Annotated in this window: 21 protein-coding genes and 1 pseudogene; 18 read left to right on the top strand and 4 right to left on the bottom strand. The window is 66.5% G+C overall.

Translation table 11 applies throughout. The annotated features are described in order from the left end of the window. Window positions 1-80: 80 nt before the first annotated feature. The gene (locus OKW44_RS25770) at window positions 81-920 is read right to left on the bottom strand and encodes a type III pantothenate kinase (RefSeq protein WP_018419264.1); all 840 of its coding nucleotides are present in this window, start codon (window positions 918-920) and stop codon (window positions 81-83) included. Next, a complete protein-coding gene (locus OKW44_RS25765; protein ID WP_018419265.1) occupies window positions 917-1,855 on the bottom strand; it encodes a biotin--[acetyl-CoA-carboxylase] ligase in 939 nt (312 codons plus the stop codon). Before OKW44_RS25765 ends, OKW44_RS25770 begins: the two co-directional genes overlap by 4 nt. 147 nt (window positions 1,856-2,002) lie before the next feature. Between OKW44_RS25765 and OKW44_RS25760 the strand changes: the two genes are divergently transcribed. The 10 genes from OKW44_RS25760 to OKW44_RS25715 all read left to right on the top strand — a co-directional run bounded on the left by OKW44_RS25760 (window position 2,003) and on the right by OKW44_RS25715 (window position 10,739). Next, window positions 2,003-3,136 carry an MlaE family ABC transporter permease gene (locus OKW44_RS25760; protein ID WP_018419266.1) on the top strand — a complete coding sequence of 378 codons (1,134 nt, stop codon included), beginning with the start codon at window positions 2,003-2,005 and terminating at the stop codon, window positions 3,134-3,136. Continuing rightward, window positions 3,133-4,011, top strand: coding sequence for an ABC transporter ATP-binding protein (locus tag OKW44_RS25755; RefSeq protein WP_018419267.1), 879 nt, complete (start codon window positions 3,133-3,135; stop codon window positions 4,009-4,011). The genes OKW44_RS25760 and OKW44_RS25755 overlap by 4 nt, the downstream gene beginning before the upstream one ends. Window positions 4,012-4,057: 46 nt before the next feature. Then, the gene (locus OKW44_RS25750; protein WP_018419268.1) at window positions 4,058-5,029 is read left to right on the top strand and encodes an MlaD family protein; all 972 of its coding nucleotides are present in this window, start codon (window positions 4,058-4,060) and stop codon (window positions 5,027-5,029) included. A gap of 30 nt (window positions 5,030-5,059) precedes the next feature. Next, window positions 5,060-5,686 (top strand): ABC-type transport auxiliary lipoprotein family protein, encoded by a 627-nt coding sequence (locus OKW44_RS25745; RefSeq protein WP_018419269.1) that lies wholly within the window; start codon window positions 5,060-5,062, stop codon window positions 5,684-5,686. A gap of 31 nt (window positions 5,687-5,717) precedes the next feature. Next, the gene (locus OKW44_RS25740) at window positions 5,718-6,875 is read left to right on the top strand and encodes a VanZ family protein (RefSeq protein ID WP_018419270.1); all 1,158 of its coding nucleotides are present in this window, start codon (window positions 5,718-5,720) and stop codon (window positions 6,873-6,875) included. A gap of 104 nt (window positions 6,876-6,979) precedes the next feature. Continuing rightward, entirely contained in the window at window positions 6,980-7,303 is a 324-nt protein-coding gene (locus OKW44_RS25735; RefSeq protein ID WP_018419271.1) for a (2Fe-2S) ferredoxin domain-containing protein, read from the top strand. Between the two features lie 26 nt (window positions 7,304-7,329). Beyond that, on the top strand, window positions 7,330-7,974 hold the full coding sequence (locus OKW44_RS25730; protein ID WP_018419272.1) for an alpha/beta hydrolase: 645 nt from the start codon (window positions 7,330-7,332) through the stop codon (window positions 7,972-7,974). 321 nt (window positions 7,975-8,295) lie between these two features. Continuing rightward, window positions 8,296-9,525, top strand: coding sequence for a D-alanyl-D-alanine carboxypeptidase family protein (locus OKW44_RS25725; protein ID WP_018419273.1), 1,230 nt, complete (start codon window positions 8,296-8,298; stop codon window positions 9,523-9,525). A gap of 13 nt (window positions 9,526-9,538) precedes the next feature. Further along, the gene (locus OKW44_RS25720; RefSeq protein ID WP_018419274.1) at window positions 9,539-10,498 is read left to right on the top strand and encodes a D-amino acid aminotransferase; all 960 of its coding nucleotides are present in this window, start codon (window positions 9,539-9,541) and stop codon (window positions 10,496-10,498) included. Next, window positions 10,470-10,739, top strand: coding sequence for a DUF493 family protein (locus OKW44_RS25715; protein ID WP_018419275.1), 270 nt, complete (start codon window positions 10,470-10,472; stop codon window positions 10,737-10,739). The genes OKW44_RS25720 and OKW44_RS25715 overlap by 29 nt, the downstream gene beginning before the upstream one ends. Window positions 10,740-10,760: 21 nt before the next feature. Here OKW44_RS25715 and OKW44_RS25710 read toward each other — a convergent pair whose 3' ends face one another. Next, window positions 10,761-11,744, bottom strand: coding sequence for a transcriptional regulator GcvA (locus OKW44_RS25710; RefSeq protein ID WP_018419276.1), 984 nt, complete (start codon window positions 11,742-11,744; stop codon window positions 10,761-10,763). Between the two features lie 98 nt (window positions 11,745-11,842). Here OKW44_RS25710 and OKW44_RS25705 point away from each other — a divergent pair, with 98 nt between their 5' ends. The 7 genes from OKW44_RS25705 (at window position 11,843) to OKW44_RS25675 (ending at window position 20,049) form a co-directional block, all read left to right on the top strand. Continuing rightward, window positions 11,843-12,169: a DUF2917 domain-containing protein gene (locus OKW44_RS25705; RefSeq protein WP_026225570.1), complete on the top strand. Its 327-nt coding sequence runs from the start codon at window positions 11,843-11,845 to the stop codon at window positions 12,167-12,169. 119 nt (window positions 12,170-12,288) lie between these two features. Beyond that, window positions 12,289-13,014, top strand: coding sequence for a lipoyl(octanoyl) transferase LipB (lipB, locus tag OKW44_RS25700; protein WP_018419278.1), 726 nt, complete (start codon window positions 12,289-12,291; stop codon window positions 13,012-13,014). 13 nt (window positions 13,015-13,027) lie between these two features. Continuing rightward, window positions 13,028-14,035 carry a lipoyl synthase gene (lipA, locus tag OKW44_RS25695; protein WP_018419279.1) on the top strand — a complete coding sequence of 336 codons (1,008 nt, stop codon included), beginning with the start codon at window positions 13,028-13,030 and terminating at the stop codon, window positions 14,033-14,035. 111 nt (window positions 14,036-14,146) lie between these two features. Continuing rightward, window positions 14,147-14,899, top strand: a complete 753-nt coding sequence (gene ugpQ, locus OKW44_RS25690) for a glycerophosphodiester phosphodiesterase (RefSeq protein ID WP_026225571.1) — start codon at window positions 14,147-14,149, stop codon at window positions 14,897-14,899. Between the two features lie 376 nt (window positions 14,900-15,275). Then, window positions 15,276-16,556, top strand: coding sequence for a dicarboxylate/amino acid:cation symporter (locus OKW44_RS25685; protein WP_026225572.1), 1,281 nt, complete (start codon window positions 15,276-15,278; stop codon window positions 16,554-16,556). 45 nt (window positions 16,557-16,601) lie between these two features. Beyond that, window positions 16,602-18,668: a sensor histidine kinase gene (locus OKW44_RS25680; protein ID WP_018419282.1), complete on the top strand. Its 2,067-nt coding sequence runs from the start codon at window positions 16,602-16,604 to the stop codon at window positions 18,666-18,668. A 31-nt stretch (window positions 18,669-18,699) separates the two neighbouring features. Beyond that, window positions 18,700-20,049: a sigma-54-dependent transcriptional regulator gene (locus tag OKW44_RS25675; RefSeq protein ID WP_018419283.1), complete on the top strand. Its 1,350-nt coding sequence runs from the start codon at window positions 18,700-18,702 to the stop codon at window positions 20,047-20,049. 59 nt (window positions 20,050-20,108) lie between these two features. Here the strand turns inward: OKW44_RS25675 and OKW44_RS25670 are convergent, their stop codons facing one another. Then, on the bottom strand, window positions 20,109-20,645 hold the full coding sequence (locus tag OKW44_RS25670; RefSeq protein WP_018419284.1) for a TlpA disulfide reductase family protein: 537 nt from the start codon (window positions 20,643-20,645) through the stop codon (window positions 20,109-20,111). A gap of 205 nt (window positions 20,646-20,850) precedes the next feature. Here OKW44_RS25670 and OKW44_RS25665 point away from each other — a divergent pair. Then, a pseudogene (locus OKW44_RS25665) lies at window positions 20,851-21,535 on the top strand (hypothetical protein). Window positions 21,536-21,813: the final 278 nt, after the last annotated feature.

The raw sequence follows: 21,813 nt of genomic DNA, 5'->3' as shown, positions 1-21,813 counted from the left end.
TGCGCGCAACTCCGGCGCACGTTCTACACGTACATCACGCGCCACGCGGTCGTGAATCGAACGCTAGCTACGGCAGGCAATCAGCCGCCTTGCCGCGCCGTATCATCGGCTGCGATCAGCGCAAGCCCTGACAGCACCAGCGAATCGTGGCGAGTATGCGGCACTTTCAGGGCGCTCGCCACTTCGTCGGCGGCGCCGCCGCTGACCACGAGACGCACCGGCACCTGCCACTCATCCTGCAGGTCCCGCCACATCCGCTCGATCAATCCGGCCTGCGCCAGCGTGCAGCCCGCCGACAGCGAGCGCGGCGTATCCGTTGCGAAGAACGGCCCGCGACGGCCCGCGCCGGTGGTATCGGCCGCGTCGAGCAGACCACGCGCGCGCGCGGCGTCGAGCGTCGGCAGTTGCGCGGTGTGCTCACCGAGCGAGCGCATCATCAGCGTCCAGCCCGGCGCAATCAATCCGCCGATGAACGCGCCATCGGCGCGCAAGGCCTCGAGCGTCGTCGCGGTGCCGAAGGTCGCGAGCAGCAGATGCTCGCCGGGAAAGGTCGCGTGCGCGCCGATCATGCCGGCCCAGCGATCGCTGCCGAGCGAGTCCGGTGTCGTGTAGCAATTGGTCACGCCGCATCGACGGGCACTTGCGCGGATCGTCGCGAGCGGCAGTCGCGGCCAGTGCGCGTCGACGAGCGCCGCGATGTGCGTCGCGACCTCCGCGCCCGCGACGTTGGAGAGCCACGCGCCGCATGGCGCCGGCCAGTCAGTCCAACCGGGTTGCGCACCCGACCGCGCGCGTGGCCCGGCAAGCTCGTCATGCGCGAGCGTGCCGCTCGCCAACTGCGTCCCATCGGGCTGCACCAGCGCCCACTTGATCCGGCTATTGCCCGCGTCGATCAGCAGATATGGCGCGCGCTGCGTCATGCGACACCGTGGGCGAGGCGCAGCGACACGTCGCCGGTCGCGATGCTCTGGCGGCCCTCAGCCGTATCGAGTAGCAACTGGCCACGCTCGTCAACGCCTGCCGCCACGCCGCGCGCGAGCTCCTGGCCTTGTTCGAGCAGCACGACTTCGCGGCCCGCGTAAGCATGCACCGCGTTCCAGCGCGGCTGGAACGGCGCGAAGCCTTCGGCGCCGAAGCGCTGCAGCATCGGTTCGAGCGCGTTCAATTCGGCTGCCAGCGTATCGGTCAGATTCGCGTTCGGCAGCGCGCGTTGCAACGCGGTCGGCACGGTGCCGAGCGCCTGCGGCGGTACCTCGGCGTTCAGCGCGCCGACCTTCGCCGCGAGTTCGTCGGCGCCTTTCACGTTGGTGCCGATGCCGATCACGACCGCGCTCGCGTCGTCGGTGCTCCACGCGGTTTCGATCAGGATGCCGGCGAGCTTGTCGCCTTCGAGCAGCACGTCGTTCGGCCACTTCAGCGCGATCTGTCCGGGACCCGCGACCGGCAGCGAGCGCAGCGCGTCGACGAGCGCGACGCCCACCGCGAGACTCAAGCCAGCGAGCCCTTCGAGCGGTCGCGGCAAGACGCACGCGACCGAAAACAGCAGCGCGTTGCCGGGCTCCGCGTACCACGGCCGCCCACGGCGGCCGCGCCCAGCGGTCTGCAGATACGCGACGCGCACGATCGGCCGCGGCAGCGCGTTGGCGCGTCGGGGCAGTGCTTTCATGTGGGCCATCAGGTCGGCGTTGGTCGAACCGGTTTCTTCGACGATTTCGATCGGCCAGTCATGCGCATGCGAGCCGAACAGCTTGACCGCCCGTTCGCGATCGATGCGCCAGTCGGTCGAAGCCGACGACGAGGCTGGTGCCGTGCTCGTCGCTGCGGACGGAGAGGCGGGAGTCTTGGAGGCATTCATGTCCCATATTGTAGCCACAGCGAACCCGCCCGGGACTCGAATGCGCAGCGGTGAAGGGGTGACGCCGATCGACGTGCATCAGTGCGGACCGGCGGCCGAGCCTTCGTTACAATGGCCGCTAATCCGATAACCAGATTCACGCGATCCTTGAACTACGACACTCCGCCCGGCCTTGAAGTCGCGGCCGGCAGCCAAGGCAAGATCGTCCGTCTCTCGGGCCAGTGGACGGCGCTCGCGCTCGCGCGCGATCGCGACACCGGGCACGTGATTCCGCAACTGCGTTCGCTGACCGGCGCGCAGGGCATCGGCGAGTGGGACCTGTCGCGCGTCGACAGGATGGACCACGTCGGCGGCCAGGCGCTGTGGCGCGTGTGGGGCCGCAAGATGCCGCCGGGCACCGCGCTCACGGACACGCAGCGCGATATCTTCGAGCGCATCGCGCTGCTCGACACGGTGCGCGAGAGCGCCGAGCCGGTCAAGCGCCTCGATCCCTTTACGCGTCTCGGCCTCGGGCTCTTCTCGTTCGTCGAGCACATGCAGGGCGGCGTCGCGATGCTCGGGCGCTTCGTGCTCGATCTGCTCGCGATCCTGCGCAAGCCGAAACTCACGCCGTGGACCGAAATCTCCGCGAACGTCTACAACGCCGGCGCCCGCGCGCTGCCGATCACCGCGCTGGTCGCGTTCCTGATCGGCATCGTGTTGAGCTATCTGTCGGCACAGCAATTGCGCATCTTTGGCGCGAACCAGTTCATCGTCAATATTCTCGGCCTCGCGGTGATTCGCGAACTCGGCCCGGTGCTGTCGGCGATTCTGGTGGCAGGCCGCTCGGGCTCGGCGATCACCGCGCAGATCGGTGTGATGCGCGTGACCGAGGAGCTCGACGCGATGCGCGTAATGGGCATCCCGCACGGCCTGCGGCTGATCCTGCCGCGCGTGATCGCACTGGCCGTCGCGATGCCGCTGCTCGTGATGTGGACCAACGTGATCTCGTTGACGGGCGGCGCGCTCGCCGCGAAGCTCGTGCTCGGCATCGACATGAGCTTCTTCGCGCGCCAGCTGCCGAGCGTCGTGCCGATCGCGAACCTGTGGATCGGGCTTGGCAAGGGCGCGGTATTCGGCATGCTGATCGCGATCGCCGGCTGCCATTTCGGCTTCCGTATCAAAGCCAATTCGCAGAGTCTCGGCGAAGGCACGACGACCTCGGTGGTCACGTCGATCACCATCGTGATTCTCGCGGACGCGGTGTTCGCGATCCTCTTTCAAAGGGTGGGGCTAGGATGATCGCGCCACTAACCGAAGCCGTACGCGGCCAGCCCGTACCGTCGATCGCCGAGCCGGTGATCGAGGTGATCGACATCACCAAGCGCTACGGCCGCAACATCGTGCATCAGCATCTGAGCCTCGACGTGCGGCGCGGCGAGATCGTGTCGATCGTCGGCGGCTCGGGTTCGGGCAAGACCACGCTGGTGCGGCAGATTCTCGGCCTCGAGCGACCGTCGAGGGGCACGATCAAGCTGTTCGGCGAAGACCTCGCAACGATCTCGCCCGACACCGCGCTGCTGATGCGCAGCCGCTCTGGCATGCTGTTCCAGCGCGGCGCGCTATTCTCGTCGCTGTCCGTGTTCGACAACGTCGCGCAACCGGTGCGCGAACTCGGCAAGGTGCCCGAAGACCTGCTGCGCGACATCGTGATGCTGAAGCTCGAAATGGTCGGGCTGCCGTGCAAGCACGCGTCGAAGATGCCATCGGCGCTGTCGGGCGGCATGATCAAGCGGGTTGGCATCGCGCGCGCGATCGCGCTCGAACCCGAACTGCTGTTCCTCGACGAACCGACCGCCGGCCTCGACCCGGAGGCGTCCGACGAATTCGTCGAGCTGATCTCAGGGCTGCATCGCGCGCTCGGTCTGACGGTCGTGATGATCACGCACGATCTCGATACGATGGTCGCACTGTCGACACGCGTGGCCGTGCTGGCCGATCGCAAAGTGCTCGTCAACGCGCCGGTCGAGGAGGCCGCGGGCGTCGACCATCCGTTCATCCACGAATATTTCCTCGGCCTGCGCGGGCGCCGCGCGCTGCAGGCGCTGCCGCCGGAGCGCCGCGCGAAGCTGCCGCAGGCGGCGCTCGAGCCGGCGTCGTCGGAGTTGCCGCTGTGAGGCGGGCCGCCATGAGCCGGGCCGCTACGAACCAGGAAAACTGACAATGGAAAACAAAGCGCATGCGTTCTGGGCCGGGCTCTTCACGGTCGTGCTGACGGCGGCGATCGCGCTGGCGGCGTATCTGTTCAACGTCGACCGCACCGTGCGGGTGCCGTACGACCTGATCGCGCGCACCAACGTGACCGGCCTCTTTGCGGACGCGGCGGTGCGCTTTCGCGGGCTCGACGTCGGCCGTGTGCAGTCGATTAAGTTCGATCCGACACATCCGGGGCAGATCCTGATCCGCATCATGGTCGACGAGCACGCGCCGATCACGCATTCGACGTTCGGCAGTCTCGGCTTGCAGGGCGTGACCGGCATCGCGTTCATCCAGCTCGACGATACCGGGCGCGATCCGACGCCGCTGCCGTCGTCGGCCCAAAAGGTCGCGCAATTGCCGATGCGTCCGGGTCTGTTCGACCAGTTGCAGCAACGCGGCGAGGTGCTGCTGCGCAAGCTCGAAAAAGTGACCGACAACGTGAACGACATGCTGTCGCCGGAAATGGTCGCGCAGCTGCACGATACGGCGGCGAGCATCGCGCAGGCGGCCTCGGGCGTCGCGACGCTGACGCGTGAGATGGGGCCCGTCGCCAGCAAGCTGCCCGGCACGGTCGACCAGCTGAACCGCACGCTCGCGTCGACCAACCAGATGATCACGGGCCTGAACCGTCCGGACGGGCCCCTCGAGCGCAATCTGAACAAGGTCGGCACGGCCGCGCAGCAGGCGGGCAATGCGCTCACGCAGATGAACTCGTCGCTGCAGGATCTGTCCGCCCGGGTCGGCTACGAGACGCTGCCGCGCGTGAATTCGCTGACCGAGGAGGTGCGCTCGGCGGCGCAATCGATCGACCGCGCCGCCGACACCTTCAACACCAATCCGCGCAGCGTGCTGTTCGGCGCGCCGCGCCCGGCGCCGGGTCCGGGCGAGGCCGGCTTCGCGTGGCCCGCCGCTGCCGCCGCGCCCGCAGCCCACTAACTCCGCAGGCTAGAACACAGGAAGATGCTCATGTCACGCTCGATTCACCGACTGTTGTCCTCGCGCGCCACGCTCGCGGCGTTGCTCGCGTTCGGCGTGCTGGCGGCGGGCTGCGCGGGCACGTCCGCGGTGGTCTCGGACATCCGCTACGACTTCGGACCACCGCCGCAGGCCGCCGCGGCGAGCCGGCTGCCGGCCGTCAAGGTGCTGGAGGTCAGCGCGCCGTCCGTGCTCGAATCCGACCGGCTGACTTATCGGCTGAGCTACGCCGACGCGCAGCAGACGGCCGCCTACGCCAACAGCCACTGGACGATGATGCCGTCGCAACTGCTGACGCAGCGCCTGCGGAACGCGCTGAGCGAGCGCGGCACCGTGCTGACGGGCGCGGACGGCGTGACCGCGCCGGTGCTGCGGGTCGATCTGACCGAGTTCGAGCAGGTGTTCGACAGCCAGACGGACAGCCACGGCGCGATCACCGCGCGCGCGACGCTGATGCAGGGCGGCAAGGTGATCGGCCAGCAGACCTTCGTCGCGCACGCGCCCGCGCATTCGGCGGATGCGGCCGGCGGCGCGCGGGCGCTCGCCGCGGCCTGCGACGACCTCGTCGCGCAGATCGCCACGTGGCTCGGCTCGCAGGCGCTGGTCGCCGCGCAATGACGGGCGGGCAGCGCACGCAACGGAGCGCTGCATGAGCGAACGCCCCTGGCTGCGCCGCCCGTCGACGCTGGCCCGTCAGGCGCTGCTGCTTTACACGGCGCTGATCCTCTACGGGTCGTGGTATCCGTTCTCGGGCTGGCGCTCGCTCGGCATCGCGCCGTTCGCCTATCTGTTCGATCCGATGCCGCAGTACCTGACGGCGTTCGACGTCGTCACCAACGTGCTCGGCTATATGCCGTTCGGCGCGCTGGTGGTGCTCGCGGTGTACCCGCGTTGGCGCGGCACGCTGGCCGTCGCGCTCGCGTTCGTGTTGGGCGGTCTGCTGTCGGGCACGATGGAAGCCGTGCAGACCTATCTGCCGACACGCGTCGCTTCCAATCTCGACCTCGCCGCCAACACGCTCGGCGCGCTCGTCGGCGCGGCGATGATGTCGCCGTTGACCGGCGCGCTGCTCGACCGCGGCCTGCTCAGGCGTGTGCGGTTGCTGTGGTTCGAGCGCGGCCATGCGACGCTCGCGTGCCTCGTCGCCGCGTGGCCGTTTGCGACGATGTATCCGTCGCCGCGTCTGTTCGGTCTCGGCAACTGGCCGCGCGCGCTGTGGCTGAGCGTCGATCCGGCCACCCAGGACGCGCTGCTCGCGTGGACGCCGTCCGCGTGGCATGTCGGCGCATGGCCGGCGGCGGCGGCCGCGTGGCTGGACGACGACACATGGGAAGCGCTGATCACGGCGCTAAACCTGTTCGCGGCGCTCGCGCTTGCATCGCTGCCGGCACGCCGTCATGCGCCACGTGTGCGCCTGCTGTTGGTGTTCATCGTCGCGACCTTGTGCGTGAAGGCCGGCGCGACGTTCCTGCAATCGCAATCAGGCCTCGCGTTCGACTGGGCGACGCCCGGCGCGCTAATCGGACTCGCGTGCGGCACCGTCGCGGCGCTCGTCGCGCTGCCGCTGCGGAGGCGGTTACGTGCGACGCTCGCCGGGGTCGCGCTGGTCGTCGCGCTCGTGTTCGTCAATCTGCTGTCGGTGAACCCGTATTTCGACGCCGTGCTCGCCGACTGGCGGCAGGGACGCTATCTGCATTTCAACGGGCTCGCGCGCTGGCTCGCGTGGATATGGCCCTATGCGGCGCTGGTCTGGCTCGCGTTCGCGGTCGAGCGGGCGTGGCTCAAACGGCGCGCGAGGCGGGCGTGACGTGCTTGCGCGCCGGCCGCCAGGTCCCGACGCCTGCACAGCCCGGTGGCTATAATCGTCCGCACCGCCATTGCACTTCCTTTCAGGCTCACCTCCCGAACATCATGGATTCCTTCTACAAACACCACGTTTTCTTCTGTCTGAATCAACGCGACCCCGGCGCCGAGCGTCCGAGCTGCGCGAACTGCAACGCACAGGCGATGCAGGAATACGCGAAAAAACGCGTGAAGCAACTTGGCCTCGCCGGGCCCGGCCAGGTGCGCATCAACAAGGCCGGCTGCCTCGATCGCTGCGAACTGGGCCCGACGCTCGTCGTGTATCCCGAGGCGGTCTGGTACACCTACGTCGACGAGAGCGACATTGACGAGATCGTCGAATCGCATCTTGCGAACGGCAAGATCGTCGAGCGTCTGAAGATCGATCAATAACGCGAACCACGAAACGATCCATCCCGATGAACGTCAACACGAAGAAGTATCTGATCGACGGCCCGGTCGGCAAGATCGAGGTCGCGCAGGACCTGCCCGACGGCGTGCGCGAAAAAGGCGCCGCGCCGCGCGGCATCGCGCTCGTCGCGCATCCGCATCCGCTGTTTGGCGGCACGATGGACAACAAGGTCGCGCAGACCCTCGCGCGCACGCTCGTGCAACTGAACTACGTCACTTACCGGTCGAATTTCCGCGGCGTCGGCCAGACCCAGGGCGAGCACGACGCGGGCGTCGGGGAGCGCGACGATCTGCGCGCGGTGCTCGAGCACATGCGCGCCGATCCGGCCTACGGCGATCTGCCGCTCGTACTGGCGGGCTTTTCGTTCGGCACCGTGGTGTTGTCGCACGTCGCGGCGAAGCTGCGCGATGAAGGCCGGGAAATCGAGCGCATCGTGTTCGTCGGTACCGCGGCGAGCCGCTGGGACGTCGCGCCCGTGCCCGAAAGCACACTCGTGATCCACGGCGAAGTCGACGAGACCGTTCCCGTTCAGTCCGTGTTCGACTGGGCGCGACCGCAAGAACTTCCGGTCGTCGTGATTCCGGGCGCCGAGCACTTTCTGCATCGCAAGCTTCACGTCCTGAAGCGGATCATCGTCGACGCCTGGCGCTGAAAACGCGCGACGCGCATTTTGCGGGGGGCAGGTGCGCGCAAACGTGTGCAAATCGACGACACGCGGGCGAAGCTGACCAGGTAGCGCGCGTATAATGGGCGCTCTTTTTTTGGGCACAGCGCCGCCCAGCCGGCAGAATCGCGCGCCGCGGAATCATTTCGCGGGAGGGCGCGGCCGGGTGCGCAGCGCTGCGCTCGCGAACCGATTGCGTCGCCATCAGTCCAACGGGCGCCCGCCGTTTTACGGCCAGATGCCCCGCCGACCGGCTCCCCCAACTCCGCGCGCTGTCGCGCAACGTATCTTTCTGCACGAATCGACCCTATGCGTTTCTCCTCCTCTGGCCGCACGTCATTCCCGTCACTCGCTTCTTTCGTTCCCGCTCCGCTCAATCGCGCCATCGCCGTCGGCCTCGTGCTGCCGGCCACGCTCGTCGCCAGCACCGCGTTCGCGCAGGTGCCGCCGCCGGGCGTCAACGCGCGATCGTGGGTGCTCGTCGACGCGACCAGCAACCAGGTGCTCGCGTCTGCCAATGCCGACGAGCGCGTCGAGCCGGCGTCGTTGACCAAGCTGATGACCGCGTATCTCGTGTTCGAAGCGCTCGACACGAAGAAGATCACGATGGATCAGAGCATCGAGCCGAGCGAAGCCGTGCGGCGCGTGCGCAACGACGAATCGCGCATGTTCATCGAGGCGCTCAAGCCGGTGACCGTGCACGACCTCGTGTACGGCATGATCGTGCAGTCGGGCAACGACGCGGCAATTGCGCTCGCCGAACTGGTGGGCGGCAGCGAGGCGCAGTTCGTCGACATGATGAACAAGGAGGCGCAAAAGCTCGGCATGACGCACACGCATTTCGCCGACGTGAACGGCATGCCCGACCCGCAGCACTACACCACGGCGGGTGATCTCGCGATCCTGTCGGCCCGCCTGATTCGCGACTATCCCGAGTACTACAACATCTTCTCGGTCAAGGAATTCACGTACAACAAGATCAAGCAGCCGAACCGCAACCGTCTGCTGTGGATCGACCCGACCGTCGACGGTCTGAAGACCGGTCACACGCAAGCGGCCGGCTACTGCCTGATCGCGAGCGCGAAGCGTCCGCTGCCGGGCACGACCGACGCGTCGCGCCGTCTCGTCTCGGTGATGATGGGCGAGACCAAGGAGCACGACCGCGTGCAGGACAGCCTGAAGATGCTGAACTACGGCTACACCGCCTACGACACGACGCGTCTGTACAAGGCGAACCAGGTCGTGGCCACGTCGCGCGTCTACAAGGGTTCGCAGGACAGCGTGCAGGTCGGCGTGAAGAGCGACCAGTACATCACGCTGCCGAAGGGCGCCGCCGACAAGGCGAAGCCGCAGATCGAACTCAACGATCCGCTCGTCGCGCCGATCGCCAACGGCCAGCAGATCGGCACCGCCAAGCTCGTCGCCGACGGCAAGGTGCTCGCGCAATTCCCGGTAGTCGCGCTGCAGCCGGTGCAGCAAGCCGGTGTGGTGGGCCGCGTGTGGGATTCGCTGATGCTGATGTTCAACAAGAAAAAGTAAGGGCTACGTCGCAATGACCGTTGTCTCCGGGGTTTCGCCGGACCCGATCGTTCATCTGAACGGCGAACTGGTGCCGTTGTCCGAAGCGCGCGTGCCGGTGCTCGACCGCGGCTTCATTTTCGGCGACGGCATTTACGAAGTGGCGCCGCTGTACGCGCACGCGAGCGGACGGCGCACCGCGTTTCGTCTGAAGCAGCATCTGGCGCGTCTCGCGCGCTCGGTCGGCAAGATCGGCATCGCCAATCCGCTCGACGACGCTGGCTGGCGCGAGCTGATCGGACGCGTGGTCAAGGTCAACGAGACGGACGGCGGCTTGCGTGCCGATCAGGACGCGATCGCATACATCCAGGTGACGCGTGGCGTCGCGAAGCGCGCTCACGCATTTCCGGCCGGCGTGAAGCCGACCGTGTTCGTGATGGTCACCCCGCTGAACCTGCCCGACGCCGCGCAGCGCGCGAGCGGTGTCGCGTGCGTGAGCGCCGAGGATCGTCGCTGGCTCAATTGCGACATCAAGTCAGTGTCGCTGCTCGGCAACGTGCTGATGGCGCAATACGCGGCCGAAAACGACGCCTTCGAGACGCTGCAGTTCCGCGATGGTTTGCTGACCGAAGGGTCGTCGTCGAACGTGTGGATCGTGAAGGATGGCGTGCTGGCCGCGCCGCCGCGCAGCAACAGGATTCTCGAAGGGATCCGTTATGGGCTCATCGAGGAGCTGACGGCCGAATGCGGTATCCGCTTCGAAGCGCGCGACATTACCGAAGCTGAAGTGCGCGCGGCCGATGAAATCGTCGTCAGCTCGGCGACCAGGGAAGTGCTGCCGGTCACGCGGCTCGATGGCGCGCCGGTCGGCGCGGGCCACCCGGGCGCGGTGTTTGCGGAGCTGTATGCGGCGTATCAGCGAGCCAAGGCGGCTGAAGCCGCCGCGGCGGAAGAAGGAGTAGAGAATGAATCCCGAGAACGACTCACTATTTGAATTCCCCTGCGATTTCCCGATCAAGATCATGGGCAAATCGCACCCCGAGTTTGCCGCGACGATCGTCGAAGTGGTGCGCGTGTTCGATACCGAGGTCGATGCGTCGCGCGTCGAGACGCGGCCGTCGAGCAGCGGCACCTACACGGGGCTGACCGTCCACGTGCGGGCGACGAGCCGTGCGCATCTCGACGACATCTATCGTGCGCTGACCGGCCATCCGATGGTCAAGGTCGTGCTGTAACACCGCGCGCGGTTTTTCATCTTATGGCGCAACGCGCAACGCGTCCGCCGTCACTCCCTGCGCTGCCAGGCGCGCGCTCGCCGCGGGACCCGCCTCGCAGGCGAGATCGAACAGCAGCCTGAAGCGCGCCACCTCGTCGAACACCCAGTCGCGAAACGCCTTGACCCGCGCGGTCCCCAGCATCTGCGGCAGGCAGACCAAATAGTATTGCCACGGGCTCGGCCCATCCACATCAAAGAGCCGCACGAGCCGGCCCGCCGCGATTTCGTGCATCGCGAGCGAGCGGCGCGTCAGCGCGACCCCCTGGCCGTCGACGGCCGCCTGCAACAGATTCGACGAATCCTGATACAGCACGCCGCGCTTCGGCTCCGGCCAGTCGGTGAGGCCGGCGGCGTCGAACCATGGGCGCCATAGCTCGTCGTCGGAGCGCAGCAGCGGGACTTTGGCGAGATCGGCGGGGGTTTGCGGCAGCTTGCCGCCGTTGAAGTTGGGCGAGCAGGCGGGGAAGAAAATCTCGTCGAGCAGCAGCTCGGCGTGCAGCCCCGGATATTTGCCGAAGCCGAAACGGATCGCGACGTCGACGCCGTCGCGCGCGAAGTCCGTCAGCGCATTGGTGGTCAGCAACTCGAGATCCCACTGCGGATTTGACTCGATAAAGCTGCCGATGCGCGGCGTCACCCAGCGGGCCGCGAACGACGACAGCATCGATATCACGAGGCGCCGCTCGCGGTCGCCGGCACGGATCGCGCGAGTCGCGTCGGCGAGCTCCATCAACGCGGCGCGCACCTGCGTTGCGTAGCGGCGGCCGGTTTCGGTGAGGCGCACGCGCTTGCCGTCGCGCGCGAACAGCGACACGCCGAGCTCGGCCTCGAGCGCGCGGATCTGGTGGCTGACCGCGCCGTGCGTGACGAACAGCTCGTCGGCGGCGCGCGAAAAGCTTTCGTGGCGGGCGGCGGCTTCGAACGCCTTGATCGCGTTCAGGGCGGGGAGTTGACGCAGGTCCATCGCAATATTTCTCACATAGACGTGAAAATTGATCGTTTTGACCAAGTCCTTGCTGCACCTAGGATTCTAGTCACGAAATGATTTTTGGCGAGGGCCTCATGCGAGAAATTTCCTCTAGCATTGCATATGAAATCCGCACTGGCGACACGCTGCCGCTGAAGGTCGCGCGCAGCACGAAGTTGCGCGTGCGTGGCGGCGCGGTGTGGGTCACGCGCAGCGACGACACGAAGGACTACTGGCTGCAGCCCGGGCAGACGCTGCATCTGCGGCGCGGCGAGCGGCTCTGGCTCAGCGCCGAGGGCGCCACGTTCGCGAAGGTTACGTTCTCGGTGCCGACGCGCTGCGACGAGCGCGCGCTGAACTGGCTCGCTCGCATCGGCGAGCGCTGGATGATGCGTGTGCGTGGCGGCTGGCGCACCGTTTGACGGTGGCGCGGCGCAAAAGCCGCGTATGACGACGGGGCCGGCAGCGTACCGGCCCCGGCTGCGCAGGTTCCCGGTGGCCTCGGGCGCGGTTTCCGAGATTTCGGTAAACTCCCGGAATCATGTGCGCCACCCCGGTCTCTCCGTCTCCTTTACCTGCCATCGAGCCGCCCACGCTGCGCTGGCTCGGCCGCGAACTCTACGAAGCCAGTTTCGACGCGATGCGCGCCTTCACCGACGCCCGCACCGCCGACACCGCCGACGAAATCTGGCTCGTCGAACATCCGCCCGTCTTCACGCTCGGCCAGGCCGGCGATCCGGCGCACCTGCTCGCGGCAGACAGCAACATTCCGCTCGTCAAGGTCGACCGCGGCGGGCAGATCACGTATCACGGGCCCGGCCAGGTGGTCGCATATCTGCTGCTCGACCTGCGCCGGCGCAAGCTGATGGTGCGCGAGCTGGTCACCCGGATCGAGCGGGCCGTGATCGACACCCTGGCGGCGTATAATCTCGCCGGAGAACGCAAGGCGGGCGCCCCCGGCATCTACGTGGCGCCCGGGCCCGACGCCGGGCTCCATGCCGGCGCCAAGATCGCGGCGCTTGGCCTGAAAATCCGCAACGGCTGCAGCTATCACGGCGTGAGTCTGAACGTGAACATGGACCTGCGGCCGTTTCTCGCGATCAATCCATGCGGCTACGCGGGGCTCGAAACAGTCGACATGGCGACGCTCGGCGCCGCCGCCGGCTGGGACGACGTGGCCCGTACCCTCGCAGCAAGTCTCACCGCAAACCTCGACGGCGATCCCGCGGCCGTCGCCCAACCGCAGGCCGGTGCGCTCACCGCCTGACTGGATCGAACGAATGACTGACGTAACCGCGAATTCCGCAGCAGCCACCCCCGCGCCCGAAGGCGTGCCGGCCCCCGCCGCCTACGACGCAACCGCGAAGCAGAAAGCGCAAGCCAAGACCGCGCGCATCCCGATCAAGGTCGTCCCGATCGAAAAGCTGAAGAAACCGGACTGGATCCGCGTCAAGGCGGCCACCGGCAATTCGCGCTTCTACGAGATCAAGCAGATCCTGCGCGAGCACAATCTTCACACGGTGTGTGAAGAGGCGAGTTGCCCGAACATCGGCGAATGTTTCGGCAAGGGCACCGCGACCTTCATGATCATGGGCGACAAGTGCACGCGCCGCTGCCCGTTCTGCGACGTCGGCCACGGCCGTCCCGATCCGCTCGACGCCGACGAACCGGCCAACCTCGCGCGCACTATCGCTGCGCTGAAGTTGAAGTACGTGGTGATCACCAGCGTCGACCGTGATGATCTGCGCGACGGTGGCGCGGCGCACTTCGTCGAATGTATCCGTCAGACGCGCGAGCTGTCGCCGCAAACGCGTATCGAAATCCTGACGCCGGACTTCCGTGGCCGCCTCGACCGCGCGCTCGGCATTCTGAACGCGGCGCCGCCCGACGTGATGAACCACAACCTCGAAACGGTGCCGCGTCTGTACAAGGAAGCGCGCCCGGGGTCCGATTACGCGCATTCGCTGAAGCTGCTGAAGGACTTCAAGGCGCTGCATCCGCACGTCGCGACCAAGTCCGGCCTGATGGTCGGCCTCGGCGAAACCGAAGAGGAAATCCTGCAGGTAATGCGCGATCTGCGCGAGCACGACGTCGACATGCTGACGATCGGCCAGTACCTGCAGCCGTCGGAGCACCATCTGCCGGTCCGCGCTTACGTGCATCCGGACACCTTCAAGATGTACGAGGAAGAGGCGTACAAGATGGGCTTCACGCACGCCGCGGTGGGCGCGATGGTTCGTTCGAGCTATCACGCCGACGTGCAGGCGCATGGAGCCGGCGTGGTCTGACGCGCTGGCGCCTCGCCGCTGTTGCGTCGCTTCATGCCCGCAGAAACGAAAAGCCCGCCGATGTGCGGGCTTTTTTCATAGACCGCTCTTCTATCAGCAAGGAAACGAGACGTGGCAACCCCGATGGATCGCGGGACCTCCGCACAATGGCCTTATCCGCGGCTGATCGCGCACCGCTGCGGCGGTACGCTTGCGCCGGAAAACACCTTGGCCGGTTTCGACGCCTGCGTGCGCTACGGTTATCGCATGGTCGAATTCGACGCGAAGCTGTCCGCCGACAACGCGCTGTTCCTGTTGCACGACGACACGCTCGATCGCACGACCAACGGGCACGGGCCGGCGGTCACGCACACATGGCAGCAACTCGCCGCTCTGGATGCCGGCGCCTGGCGCGGTGCGGAGTTCGCCGGCACGCGGCTGCCGACGCTGGCCGACGCGGCCGAGCGTTGCGAGCGCGACGGCATCACGGCGAACATCGAGATCAAGCCGTGCCCGGGCCGCGAAGTCATCACCGGCGCACTCGTCGCCCAAGGCGCGCTCGAGCTTTGGCAAGGGCAGACGCCGCCGCTGTTGTCGTCGTTTTCGTTCGACGCGCTCGCCGCCGCGCGCGATGCCGCGCCGTCGCTGCCGCGCGGCATGCTGTTCGAGCAGGTGCCGGCGGACTGGCTGCGCATCGTGCGCGAACTCGACTGCGTCTCGCTGCACGCGAGTCACCGCTATCTGAGCGAGCCGCTGGTCGCGCAGATCCGCGCGGCCGGGCTGCGCGTGCTCGCCTACACGGTGAACGATCCGGCGCGCGCGCGGTTGCTCGAAGAATGGGGCGTCGACATGATCTGCACGGACCGGATCGATCTGTTGACGTGACGTCGCACTGGCAAGCTCCGCACAAACCCCTGCGGGTTTCCCCGCAAACGCGCGCGCACCGAATTCCGGATTCCCCGACGGCGCTCGTCCGGATTTCCGGAAACCCGGACGGCGCGTGCCGAGGTGTGCTGGAAAACCCATAAAAATCAAGGCTTCCAGTCTGAAATCAAACTGGCATCGACCTTGCAAAGTAAAGCGCGTGGCCGCCACGGCCCGACAAAAAAGCAAGGAGACAAAGTGTCCGATTTCCCTTCCCGGTATTTCTGAATTCGTCGTCTTTGCAGCGGTCCGCCAAGGTGCGCCCGCGCGACGACGTTTCGTTCGCGTGTCGCGCCTCGCGGCGGGTCATCAGCTCATATCCCTCGCAGGAACCATCGTGAAGAAACCTATCCATAAAGTGCTGTACGTCCAGGTGATCGTGGCGATCATCGTCGGCATCGTACTCGGGCATTTCTACCCGAATCTCGCCATCGACATGAAGCCGCTCGGCGATGGCTTCATCAAGCTGATCAAGATGGTGATCGGGCCGATCATCTTCTGCACGGTCGTGACGGGCATCGCCGGCATGGAGGACATGAAGAAGGTTGGACGCGTCGGCGGCAAGGCGCTGTTGTACTTCGAAATCGTCTCGACCTTCGCGCTGGTGCTCGGCCTCGCCGCCACGCACCTGCTGCGACCCGGCGCCGGCTTCAACGTCGACCCGGCCTCGCTCGACGGCCGCGCGGTTGCGTCGTATGCCGCGAAGGCGCACGGCCAGTCGACGGTCGACTTCTTCATGCACATCATTCCGGACACGCTGTCGTCGGCGTTCGCGCAGGGTGAGATCCTGCAGATCCTGCTGGTCGCGCTGCTGTTCGGCGCCGTGCTCGCGACGGCCGGTGAGAAGGGCAAGCCGGTGACCAACTTCATCGAAGGGCTCTCGCACATCCTGTTCGGCATGGTGCGCATCATCACGAAGCTCGCGCCGATCGGCGCGTTCGGCGCGATGGCCTTCACGATCGGCAAGTACGGCATCGGCTCGCTGCTGCCGATGCTCAAGCTGGTCGGCACGTTCTATCTGACCTCGATCGTGTTCGTGGTGGTCGTGCTCGGCGCGATCGCGCGGGCGGTGGGCTTCAACATCCTGCGTTTCGTCGCATACATCAAGGAAGAGATGCTGATCGTGCTCGGCACGAGCTCGTCCGAAGCCGCGCTGCCGCAGCTGATGCTGAAACTCGAAAAGCTCGGCTGCTCGCGCTCGGTAGTGGGCCTCGTGGTGCCGACCGGCTACTCGTTCAACCTCGACGGCACCAACATCTACATGACGATGGCGGTGCTGTTCATCGCTCAGGCGACCAACACCGACCTCACGTGGGGCCAGCAGCTGACGCTGCTCGCGGTGACGATGCTGACCTCGAAGGGCGCGAGCGGCGTGACCGGCGCGGGCTTCATCACGCTCGCGGCGACGCTGGCCGTGGTGCCGACGATTCCGCTGTCGGGCATGGTGCTGATCCTTGGCATCGACCGCTTCATGAGCGAGTGCCGCGCGCTGACGAACATCGTCGGCAACGGCGTCGCAACGGTCGTCGTGTCGGCCTGGGAAAAGGAGCTCGATCGCAGCAAGCTGAACAAGGTGCTGCGCGGCGATGTGGCGATCAAAGAGCCGGCCGGCGTTTGAGTCGCGCCTCGCCAACCTTGTCGTGATCCTCGCGGACGCTTAAGCATGAAACCGGCGTCCGCGCGTCCTTCCGAGGCGTCTGCCGGCGAGACCGCCGGCAAAAGTCGCGGCCCAGCCCGCGACGCATCTGGCGGCGACGCCTTGCCGCCCTATGCCACAATGTCCGATGCACATCGATCGGACTTTGCCAACGTGACCCGCCGCCTGCTGATTTTCATCGCACTCGCAGCCGGGCTCGCGGCGGCATGCTGGCTCACCTACAGCCTTGCGTGGAAAAGCGGTGTCGACACGCTGCGGCGCAACGCCGCCGTGCGCGCCGAGCGCACCGCGAGCGCGCTCAAGAGCACGCTCGAACGCTACGAATCGCTGCCGTATCTGCTCGCCGAGTATCCGATCGTGCAGGACGTGCTGATCGATCCGAACCCAGCCAACGTCAAGCGCGCGAATCTCTATCTCGAAGACCTGAACCGCCACGCGCGCGCGACGGTCACCTACATTATTTCGCTCGACGGCTACTGCGTCGCCGCCAGCAACTGGCGCGGGCCGGGCAGCTTCGTCGGCGCGGGCTATCAGTTCCGGCCGTATTTCGTCGATGCGGTGAAAGGCGGCGTCGGCCGCTTCTTCGGCATCGGCACGATTTCGCAGGCGCCCGGCTACTACATCTCGCAGCCGGTGCGGCGCGACGGCAAGATCGTCGGTGTGGCGGTCGTCAAGCTCGATCTCGAATGGTTTCAGGGCGTGGACGCGTCCGAGCCGCTCGTCGTTACCGACGATCATGGCGTGATCTTCCTGTCGTCGGTTCCGGCATGGAAGTACCACACGATTCGGCCGCTGCCCGGCCAGATCGCCGATTCGATCTACCAGGCCCGCCAGTACGCGCAGCAGCCGATCGAGCCGCTACCGGTGACGGTCGAGCGCATGCTCCAAGGTAATGCGCAGATCCTGCGCATCGGCGGCGGGCGCTCCGCGCCGCGCTTTCTCGCGTCACGTCACGCCATGGGCGAGCCGGACTGGCATCTGATCACGATGTCGCCGGTCGATCCGGTCGATGCCGACGCGCGCAAGGCGACCATCGTCACCGGCTTCGGCTATGTGTCGCTGGTGCTGCTCGCGTTCTACTGGCGCATGCGGCGCGCGCGTGTGCGCGAAATGATGCGCAGCCGCGCGCTGCTGCAGAAGGCCTATGCCGAGCTGAACCAGCGCGTCGCCGAGCGCACCGCCGATCTGTCCGAGGCGAATGAGCAGTTGCACAAGGAAGTCGGCGAGCGTACACGCGCCGAGCAGGAACTGCGCGCCGCGCAAGACGAACTGATCCAGGCGAGCAAGCTGGCCGCGCTCGGCCAGATGGCGGCCGGCATCACGCACGAGCTGAACCAGCCGCTTGCCGCGCTGCGCAGTTTTTCCGATAACACGCGCGTGCTGCTCGAACGCGGCGATCAGGCATCGGCGCGTGAGAATCTCGAAGCGATCGCGGCGCTCACCGAGCGCATGGGCAAGATCACGAACCAGCTGAAGCTGTTCGTCGGCCGTGCGCGGCCGCGCAGCGCGCGCGCGTCGATCGTGCGGGCCCTGCGCAACGTCGTCGGGCTGCTGCAAAAGCGCCTGCAGGGCGTCGAACTCGAGTTCGTGCTGATCGATACCGAGGCCGACACCGACACCGCCGCCGCCGCTGCGGCAGGCGGCGCGCGCACGCCGCTGAATCTCGCCGACGATCATCCGGAGCTGGTCGCGAATTGCGACGATCTGCGGCTCGAACAGGTGCTGATCAACCTGCTCGGCAACGCGCTCGACGCAACCGCCGGCATGAACCCGCCGCGTATCACGGTCGAGGTGGCGGCCGGCGTCGCGAACCTGTCGATCGCGGTCGGCGACAACGGCCCCGGCATTCCCGACGACGTGTTGCCGCACCTGTTCGAACCGTTTTTCACGACGAAGGAAATGGGCCAGGGGCTCGGCCTTGGTCTAGCGATTTCATCGTCGATCGCGCGCGATTGCGGCGGCTCGCTCGTCGCGCGCAACGCGCCGCACGGTGGCGCATCATTCGTGTTGACGCTGCGTCGCGCGCGCGTGCAGACCAGCCCCTCGCACGATCCGCTGACTGCGGGCTCCTGATTTCACCCCGAAGCATCACCCGGAACACGCAATGAACGACGGCCTGCAAGTGCTGTATATCGAAGACGACGAACTGGTGCGCCGCGCGAGCGTGCAGAGCCTGCAACTGGCGGGCTTCGACGTGGTCGGCCATGCGTCGGTCGAGGCCGCGGCGAAGCTGATCAGCGCGGACTTCTCCGGCGTGATCGTCAGCGATATCCGGCTGCCCGGCGCGAGCGGTCTCGACCTGCTCGCGCAGTGCCACGAGCGAGCGCCCGACGTTCCGGTGATTCTGGTCACCGGCCACGGCGATATCTCGATGGCCGTGCAGGCGATGCGCGATGGCGCCTACGACTTCATCGAAAAGCCGTTCGCGTCAGAGCGGCTGATCGAAACCGTACGGCGCGCGCTGGAGCGCCGCAAGCTCGTGCTCGAAAACCTCGCGCTGCGCCGTGAGCTGGCCGGGCAGAACGCGGTCGCGCCGCGCATCATCGGCCGCAGTCCGGCGATCGAGCAGGTGCGGCGGCTGATCGCCAACGTCGCGCCGACCGATGCGTCCGTCCTGATCAACGGTGATACCGGCGCGGGCAAGGAGCTGATCGCGCGCAGCCTGCACGAGCTGTCGCCAAGGCGTGACAAGCCGTTCATCGCAGTGAACTGCGGCGCGCTGCCCGAGCCGATGTTCGAATCGGAGATGTTCGGCTACGAGCCGGGCGCGTTCACCGGCGCGGCCAAACGGCGGATCGGCAAGCTCGAACATGCGTCGGGCGGCACGCTGTTTCTCGACGAGATCGAGAGCATGCCGCTCGCGCTGCAGGTCAAGCTGCTGCGCGTGCTGCAGGACGGCGTGCTGGAACGGCTCGGCTCGAATCAGCCGATTCGCGTCAATTGCCGCGTGGTCGCGGCTGCAAAAGGCGACATGGCCGAGCACGTCGCGGATGGCTCGTTCCGGCGCGATCTGCTGTACCGGCTCAACGTGGTGACGATCGCGCTGCCGCCTTTGAGCGAGCGTCGCGAGGACATCGTGCCGCTGTTCGAGCATTTCCTGCTCGATGCTGCCGTCCGTTATCAGCGGCCGGCGCCGATGCTCACTGATCGCCAACGTGCGAGTCTGATGCAGCGAGACTGGCCGGGCAATGTGCGCGAGCTGCGTAATGCCGCCGACCGCTTCGTGCTCGGCATCGCCGACGAACCGGTGCTGTCGTTCGGCGAAGACGGCGGGGCCACCCATCCGCTGAAGGAGCGTGTCGAGCAGTTCGAGCGCGCGATGATCGCCGAGGCGTTGGAGCAGGCGGGGGGCGTGGTTGCGGTCGCGGCGGACCGGCTGCAGCTCGGCAAGGCGACGCTCTACGAGAAGATCAAGCGATATGGCCTTGCGGCCAAAGGGGAAGGGGAGCGGTGAGGAGGCGGACGCCGGCGGCGGGAGGTTGCGCCGGCGCGTGGGGATCTGGTTGCGCCGGCTTAAGCCGCGCCAGCCTTCAGCGCTTTCGCGAGCAACTGGTCGAGTTCCGCGAACTGCGGCTCGCCGACATAGCGCTTCAGGATCTTGCCGTCTTTATCGACGACGAAGGTGGTCGGCGTGAGCTGCACGTTGCCGAACTGCTTGGCGGCCGAGCCGTCGTCCATCGCCACCTTGAACGGCAGCTGACGCGTTTGCGTGTAGTTGGTCACGTACATCGGCGCGTCGTAGTTCATTGCCACCGCGACGAATTCGAGGCCCTGGCCCTTGAAGCGGTTATAGGTCTCGACCATCTGCGGCATTTCCTTCATGCACGTGTCGCAACTCGTTGCCCAGAAGTTGACCAGATAAACCTTGCCTTTGAGGTCCGCGGTCGTGAGCTTCTGTCCCGATAGCAGCGTGAAGGTCGCATCCGGGACGCGCTGCTGGCCGGCAAACGCGAAGTAACCTGCGACGGCGAGCGCAATGGCCACGGCCACCGCAATCAGATAGCGAAGCGGGTTCTTGCGCCGGACGGCGGTCGGTGAATTGGCACTCATGGACGGAACCTCGTGAGTCGCGCGCGGCGCGGAACAATGGGGCGGTGTGGTGGCCCGCGGGCCGGTACTGAACAGCTCCTCTATTCTAGCTCCAATGGGTTCGGCTGCGCCGAAATGACGGGACGGCTGCGCTCCGCGCGTCGGCCCGGCAGTCGATCAGCGGATAATGGCGCTTTACGCTCCGAGAAGTCCGATCTTCCGTCCCATGCTCCGAACCGTTCTTCGCGTCTGCTCTTTAGTTGCCCGCGTTTCTTTCCGTTTTCCGTTGATCAGCCGATTGTCCGCCCGCCGTGCGGGCATCTTCCAACCGGCGGACCTATTTCTCCGCGCATTCACGCGATCCGGTCACGCTCGAACCGTGATCGGCGCGGCGACGGCCGCGTTGGCGCTCGGCGTCGCGCTCAGCGCCTGCTCACCGACCTTCGACTGGCGGCTCCGTGATGAACAACGACAAGGGCTACACGGTCGACTTCCCAGCGAAGCCGGGCGACGATCAGCGCGCGGTGCAGATCGGCGGCACACCGATGCAGATGGCAATGCAGACCGCCGAAGCGGGCAATGCGGTCTTTGCGGTCGGCACCGTGATGCTGCCCGACGACAGCGACGCGACCCAGCGTGCCGCACTCGATTTCCTGCGCGCAGGACTGGCGCGCAATGTCGGCGCGACGCCCGATGCTCACCCAGCGCAAATCCCGCTGGCGGCGGGCGGCAAGATACCGGGGCTGGAAATGACGGTGAGCGGCGCGGCGGGCGCCAAGCACGAGACGCGCACGGTGTATGCGCGGCTCGTCGCGCGCGGCCGGCACGTGTACCAGGCGGCGATCATTGCCGATCAACCGCTGCCGCAAGACCAGGTCGACCAGTTTTTTTCGTCGTTCCAGCTGTACTAAATGCGGTATTTTTGGCCTGTAGGGCGCACCTCGGAGTGCCGAACGCAGTGAAAGTTCCTTCGCAGGTTTGTACGCTAATTGCCGGTTTACGTTGAGATTTTTGAGTTACGCGCACAGCCTGTGGATAACTCTGTTGAGAAGTCGGCCTCAATGGCCGCAAAAGCCCATCAGGCGGGCCTTCCGGCAAAATCCACAGGCATAGGGAATTTAAAAAAATACAATTAAATCAGTGGCTTAGCGGGGTGCTCGTCTGCGCGCTTTTGAGTTGTATCAAAATC

Origin of the sequence: Paraburkholderia lebeckiae, from assembly GCF_050436325.1 — a bacterium.
Classification (GTDB): Bacteria; Pseudomonadota; Gammaproteobacteria; order Burkholderiales; family Burkholderiaceae; genus Paraburkholderia; species Paraburkholderia tuberum.
The sequence above is the reverse complement of the archived record's forward strand: the minus strand, read 5'-3'. Positions and strand labels throughout refer to the sequence as shown.